This is a genomic window from Oribacterium sp. HCP28S3_H8, assembly GCF_052064775.1.
Taxonomy (GTDB): Bacteria; Bacillota; Clostridia; order Lachnospirales; family Lachnospiraceae; genus Oribacterium.
In genome coordinates this window covers 21676-27826 of record NZ_JBQHUZ010000014.1, presented here as the reverse complement: position 1 = coordinate 27826, position 6151 = coordinate 21676, and the positions used below count along the sequence as shown (strand labels likewise).

At 49.8% G+C, this 6151-nt stretch carries 6 protein-coding genes; 2 read left to right on the top strand and 4 right to left on the bottom strand.

What is annotated here, in order from left to right; genetic code table 11:
- The first annotated feature begins 574 nt into the window (after positions 1-574).
- Both ACTNEN_RS12510 and ACTNEN_RS12505 read left to right on the top strand, forming a co-directional pair.
- A complete protein-coding gene (locus ACTNEN_RS12510) occupies positions 575-1993 on the top strand; it encodes an MATE family efflux transporter (protein ID WP_441206850.1) in 1419 nt (472 codons plus the stop codon).
- Entirely contained in the window at positions 1994-2185 is a 192-nt protein-coding gene (locus ACTNEN_RS12505) for an AAA family ATPase (protein WP_441206849.1), read from the top strand. It abuts the gene before it with no gap.
- 506 nt (positions 2186-2691) lie between these two features.
- On the opposite strand, the gene ACTNEN_RS12500 is transcribed toward ACTNEN_RS12505, so the two are convergent.
- The 4 genes from ACTNEN_RS12500 to ACTNEN_RS12485 form a co-directional block, all read right to left on the bottom strand.
- Positions 2692-4110, bottom strand: a complete 1419-nt coding sequence (locus ACTNEN_RS12500) for a site-specific integrase (RefSeq protein WP_441206848.1) — start codon at positions 4108-4110, stop codon at positions 2692-2694.
- A gap of 13 nt (positions 4111-4123) precedes the next feature.
- The gene (locus ACTNEN_RS12495; protein ID WP_441206847.1) at positions 4124-4993 is read right to left on the bottom strand and encodes a helix-turn-helix domain-containing protein; all 870 of its coding nucleotides are present in this window, start codon (positions 4991-4993) and stop codon (positions 4124-4126) included.
- Positions 4994-5106: 113 nt separating this feature from the next.
- On the bottom strand, positions 5107-5331 hold the full coding sequence (locus ACTNEN_RS12490; RefSeq protein ID WP_441206846.1) for a helix-turn-helix domain-containing protein: 225 nt from the start codon (positions 5329-5331) through the stop codon (positions 5107-5109).
- A 48-nt stretch (positions 5332-5379) separates the two neighbouring features.
- Positions 5380-5772 carry a type II toxin-antitoxin system PemK/MazF family toxin gene (locus ACTNEN_RS12485; protein ID WP_441206845.1) on the bottom strand — a complete coding sequence of 131 codons (393 nt, stop codon included), beginning with the start codon at positions 5770-5772 and terminating at the stop codon, positions 5380-5382.
- Positions 5773-6151 lie beyond the last annotated feature (379 nt).

Genomic DNA, 6151 nt, shown 5'->3' with positions numbered 1-6151 from the left:
GTCTCGCATGTTTGTAAGAGAGAATCCATACCCCTCTCTTACGCCTATAATTATTAACTTGTAATACTCATCCGAGATAGTGGGTATGGAATCTCGGATTACAATTGAGACAGGCAGACGTATCTCCTGAGAGATTTTCCTGTCTGGCTATGTAAAAAGGCACCTTCCTGAGAAGATGCCATGCATGGATCAGAGATTGCTTTCTATCCGTTATTTCAGATTTCTGGCAAGCGGTTCTTTCTATCTGAAACGATCATGCGCAAAATATTGTGCAGCTTCGAAAATCAGATGGTTCTATAAGGCTCCCATTTCTTTTGTATGTTTCCGAGGCTTCTGGCATGATAGTGGGTACTCATGCCAGAAGCCTCGGAAAACATTTGAAATCTCCATCCGAATCCGCTATAATGAGCCTACAGCGTGTGGCGTTTCTGCGTAAATCCAGTTGCAGAAACGCCGCACGTTTTTTGCGGAAATGGGTAAAAGTATATAAGCAAATCGTGTAGCAGAAATGCGTAAATCCAGATAGCTTCTGGCTTTACGCATTTCTTATTTTTTGAAAGGAAAGGTGATTTTTATGGACACCGGAAATCAGTTTTTGGGGACGGAGCGTATCGGAAAGCTCATGCGGCAGTACGCCGTCCCCTGTATTATCTCGCTATTGGTAGGTGCGCTCTATAACATTGTTGACCAAATCTTTATCGCCAACGCCATCTACCTTGGCTCTTACGGCAACGCCGCCAATACGGTGGTGTTCCCGCTGACCGTTGTGGCGCTCGGTATCGCCGTGTTTATCGGTGACGGTTGCTGCGCGTTTGTCAGCATTGCGCTGGGGCGTAATGCCAGGGAGGATGCCCACAAGTCCGTCGGCAATGCCGTTGTACTCTGCGTGGTCAGCAGCCTTGTGCTAACGGCAGTCTACCTCATTTTCAGCGAACCCATCCTTGCCCTGTTCGGCGGAACGGTCAACGAGGAAACCCATGTGTTTGCAAAGGAATACTTTTTCTACATCACACTTGGCATCCCGTTCTATATGTTCGGACAGGCGATGAACCCGGTGATCCGCAGCGATGGCAGTCCCAAATTTGCTATGGTCGCTACCGTTTCCGGCGCCATCTCCAATGTGATCCTCGATCCCATCTTTATTTACGGTTTCCGCTGGGGCATGATGGGCGCGGCGGTTGCTACCGTGATTGGTCAGGTACTGACGGCGGCGCTCTCTATCTGGTACCTGCGGCACATGGAAGTCATTACACTGGAAAAGGGCAGCTTCCGGTTGGATGGAAAGCTGATCCCAAAGTTCCTTATGCTGGGACTTACCAGTTTCCTTGCACAGATTTCGCTGGTCGTTTCAATGGCAGCAGTGCAGAATATGTGTATGAAATATGGTGCGCGAGATCCTATTTTCGGGCAACCGGAATATGCACAAATTCCGCTTGCCGTTCTTGGCATTGTGATGAAGTTCTTCCAGATCGCCATTTCCATCGCCATTGGCATGGCGGCTGGCTGTATTCCGATTGCTGGATATAACATCGGCGCAAAGAAAAGAGATCGCGCTAAAACACTGTTTTCCAGACTGCTACTGGCAGAATTGATTGTTGGCGTGATTGCACTGGTGATCGTAGAGATATTCCCGCTGCAAATTGCCATGCTGTTCGGCGCGGCCAACGAAAGCGCCTATTATGCGGACTTCACCGTGAAGTGCTTCCGTATTTACCTGTGTCTGATGCCGTTGGCAACCTTGAACAAAGGTACCTTTATCTATTTGCAGGCGCTCGGAAAGGCCTTTGCATCTACCGCTGTTTCTATGACCCGTGAAATTATTTTCGGCGTGTCGCTGCCCATTATTCTGCCGATTTTCTTCGGACTGGACGGCCTTTTGTGGTCGTTCCCTGCAGCAGACCTGCTGACCTTCATCATTGCGATTTTCTTCATCCGACAGACATATCGTGAGCTTTCCGACACCACCACGGATATTATGAAAGGAGAAAATTAAATGAAAAACAGAGTGATTACCATCAGCCGCGAATTTGGCAGCGGCGGATACACCATCGGCAAAAAGGTTGCGGAAAAACTGGGCATACCGTGCTATGATTCTGAGATCATTCAGGAAATGGCAAAAGAAACGGGGTTTGTACCCGATTATATCAAATTCTTGCATACGCCCGGATGGAGTAGTGGTTTTTAAGACGAATCTGAATAAGAACCAGTTCCTCAGATGTCCAACTGCATTTTACAATCGGCGTAAAAAAAGCATGGGAGAATTTCAAAGAAATCTTCCACGCCTTTTCGGGTAACGTCCCTGATGTGATTTGAACACACGACCTTCCGCTTAGGAGTACCATTGAACCTTTGTCATCTGTGTTCACCTATGTACAGGAAAGTCGCTTTTCATCAGGCTTTTTTTGAATTCCGAATCTGTTTCGGTTCACCGAAGTTCGCCTTTGTCGTTAGAAGTTTATGCCTTCATTTTAGCAGATTATTAGATTTTGCTAAAAAAGGGAAAAGGATCGTTTGCAGCTGCCGCCGATATTAGACAAGCGGCGCATCGAATCCCCAGGCTTTTCTGAGAAACCCGCCGACATAAAAATTACCAGGCAGACGCATCTCCTGAGAGATGTTCCTGTCTGGCTATGTAAAAAGGCACCTTCCTGAGAAGATGCCATGCATGGATCAGAGATTGCTCTCTATCCGTTATTTCAGATTTCTGGCAAGCGTTGTCAGAAGCGCTGCCATTTCCGGGTTCGCCAGGACTTTTGCCAGTAGCTCGGGATCTATTCCCTCTGTGCCTGTTTTCACTTCAGTCTGCCCGGCAGCTGCCGGAGTCTCCGTTGCTTCATGAACCGATTCAGCACCCTTTCCCCCATAAAACGCCTGCTCGAACAGATCCGCGTTATGCATCCGGTCATCGTCCAGAATATGGGAATACTGATCCGTGACCATCTGCGCCTGTGCGTGACCGGAATCTCCCTGAACCGCTTTGATGTCGCCGCCGTTCAACTTCAGCTTATAGGTGATGCTGGAATGGCGCAGGCTGTGGAAGACAACCTTTGGCAGCTCGTTTTTCTGAATTAAGTCAGAAAACAGGCATGTGATCCTGGACTGCTCTGTCGGCATTCCCAGATCATTTGCCATGACAAGATCGAAATCTGAATACTCACTGCCAAGTGCTTCCTTCGTAAAATCCTGCTCCCGCTTCCAGTCGATCAGCATCTCGGCTACGGTTCTGGGAAGGAAAATCTTGCGGGTGCTGGTTTCCGTCTTGGGCTTCTTAAGAACCAGAACGGTCTTGTTGCTCTCGCGAAGCTCCGGAAAGACCCGCAGCACATCCTTCTTCTCCAGTGTCTTCATAACGCTCTTGCTGACACGCTGCAATTCCTTGTTCACATAGACATATGCTTTTCCGGCTTTGATACTTTCCGGAGAGATGTCTACGCAGTCCCAGGTCAATCCGAGAAGCTCCCCGATCCGGAGGGAGCAGGCAAATGCAAGATTCATCGCCAGCTTCAGCCGGCCATCTTCACACACTTCAATTGCGTGGAAGAGTGTCGGCGCATCCCAGATTTCCCGCTTCTTCTGCTCTGCCTTCGGAACCGTCGCATAAATCGCCGGATTTTTTTCCATCAGTTCCCATTTAACCGCCTGATGAAAGCAGCTGCGCAAGAGGTTATGTACTTTCCGGATGGTCGGCGGCGCAACAAATGATTTCTCCTTAGACCCTTTCCGCTGCGTCACCGTATGTACTGCCGGCGTTTTCAGAAGCTGCAGATAGTATCTTTCAAGGACCCGCGGCGTGACTTCATTCAGTTTCATGCTCCCGATAATCGGGGAAATGTAATGCTTCATGAGTGCTGTGTTGCTGGTATACATGGAAATGGACCAGGTCGCCTTGCCATACAGCGCAACATATTCATTCAGCAGCTCGTCTATCGTCTGGCACTTGTGGATCACCAGCGTTCCCAGCTCCTGCCGGTACTCGATTTCCGCCTTTCGCTTTTTTGCGTCCGCCATGGTTCTGAAGCTTTCCCATTTCTGGCGACGCCTGCCGCTTGTCTCATCGTCATACAGATAAACGACACAGTAGCGGTTGTTCCTTTGTACAATCGATGCCATCGTCAAATCCTCCTTACGTTTCGCGCTCCAGCCGCTGCTGGAGAAGGAACCACTGGATTTCATCCCGCGGGATCAGATATCTGGTTCCATACTTATTTGCATCTAAATCACCGCTCCGGATCAGGCTGCGCACCTCATTGTATGTAAGATCCAGGAGAACCGATGCCTCCTGCAGTGTGAAAGCTGCTTTGCTCTCATCCACCTTCAGTCTCGGATGTTCCGCTTCCTTCTTCTGCTTTTCGATCCCGGCGATTTCCTCCGGCGGTCTGTCACACAATTTTCGATACTTCGTCTGCCCGGCATACCAGTTTTCAAAGCTGCTCTTTGTCACACGACGTCTGCCGCCAATATAGACAAAATCAAATTTTTCTCTGTCTCTGCCTGTCAGCAGAATGTGATACACCTCCGCCCGCGGAATCAGGAGCAGCCCAGCCATCTCCGGCATAGACATACTCGATGCTTCAAGTTCCGCATCCTTCTCACGGTCTTCCCGTGTTCTGTACCGGCTCTGCGTCCGGTACCACGCATCGAAGACGTCCTTCCGCACCCGTTTCCAGGTGTCCACCTCAAAGGTTTCTATTGCATACCGTTTGATGATGTCATAAGCAACACCCTCCGCGACACCCAGCTCCTCCGCCATCTCTTTCATGGAATAGGAGTTTGCCCGCAGTTCCTGCCCCGGCGGTGTCCCGTCGATCTTCCTGTGTTTGACCTGATTGGCGTACCAGTGCTCAAAGCTTTTCAGCACAATCCGCATTTTGCCGCCGACGGTAACCGTCTCAAAGCATTGCTTATGTACCAGCCAGTAGGCATCCGTTTTCTTAAGGCCAAGCATCGTTCCCATTTCCATCACGGATATCGTGGTGCCCTGTTTCTCATCCATGTTCTGTCCTCCTGAAATTGATTTAGCCAGGTCCGAAGACCTGGCTAAATAGTAGTAGAAGCATATCCGGATTGTTAGGATGTCGCCGGCAGTAATGACATCCTTGACAAGTCTCACAGCTTGCTATCCAACCATTCATCAAAGCTTCTGGCTGAAATCCGGATCGCCGATCCGATTTTGAACCACCGGAATTCATTCTGCCCGAGCAGCTTATATACACTGCCGCGGCTCACGCCGAGAATAATCTGAAGATCCTCAACCGTATAGCATCGTTTCTCCGTTGCAGCTCCGGCAGCATCCGCCGGGGATTCCATTGTCTTCATTGCTTCCATGATCATTTCCTCACCTCCGTATTATATTAGGAAACTTCACCAGCACCTGACGCGTCACGGGAAGTCCGCACACTCCGGAAGAGCGTCCTCCGGATTCAGGTGAAGGCTGATTCTCAGGCAGTCATCGATTTTTCTCATATGCGCCTGATCTGTTTTTCCAAGATACTTGATTACCTGCGTCTTATTGATCGTTACCGGCTGCTCCGACTCACTCATGGAAATTTGTTCCAGTCCGCGCTGCTTTTGCAGCACATAATGTGTCGGCTGGTTCAACTTCTTGAGTTCCGTTGTCAGCGGGATCACAATCAATGTCGGACCAAAAAAGCTTCCCGTATTGTTCTGAATGTTAATCACCGGGCGGACGCCTCCCTGAACACTGCCTGCGGGCGTGCCCAAATCCGCAAGATAGATGTCTCCGCGCTTATAGATCCAATTCTTCTTAAGCATCTGCAAATCCTCCATGTAAAATCCATGCAGGTGATGTCCTGCTATGTTTTTTCTATGCATTGGGCAGGAAATCGCTTCCTGCCCGACTATCGATAAAGCCGTCTCACGGCGGCTTCATGTCAAATATGGTCTCTTCGTATTTGTCCCCGACACCCCCGAAGATGCAGGCACTCTGTCCTGCGGGAATACATTCAGGCATCCGTCTGCTAACGGCATCATGGGACTCTAACCCCTCCGTGGTTCTCACCGAGCTGCGTACAGAAGTATCATTGTGCTGCGACGGATCATAGCTGTACCCGGAAGCAATCCGGGCTTACAGACCGGTCCGCGCTCCCGTCATTTCTGACGATCTTCGCGCTTTCCGCTGATGTAACTCCCC

Coding starts and splice junctions, on each gene's coding strand:
- ACTNEN_RS12510 (WP_441206850.1), top strand. CDS start 575: ATGGACACCGGAAATCAGTTTTTGGGGACGGAGCGTATCGGAAAGCTC.
- ACTNEN_RS12495 (WP_441206847.1), bottom strand. CDS start 4,993: ATGGATGAGAAACAGGGCACCACGATATCCGTGATGGAAATGGGAACG.
- ACTNEN_RS12500 (WP_441206848.1), bottom strand. CDS start 4,110: ATGGCATCGATTGTACAAAGGAACAACCGCTACTGTGTCGTTTATCTG.
- ACTNEN_RS12490 (WP_441206846.1), bottom strand. CDS start 5,331: ATGATCATGGAAGCAATGAAGACAATGGAATCCCCGGCGGATGCTGCC.
- ACTNEN_RS12485 (WP_441206845.1), bottom strand. CDS start 5,772: ATGCTTAAGAAGAATTGGATCTATAAGCGCGGAGACATCTATCTTGCG.
- ACTNEN_RS12505 (WP_441206849.1), top strand. CDS start 1,994: ATGAAAAACAGAGTGATTACCATCAGCCGCGAATTTGGCAGCGGCGGA.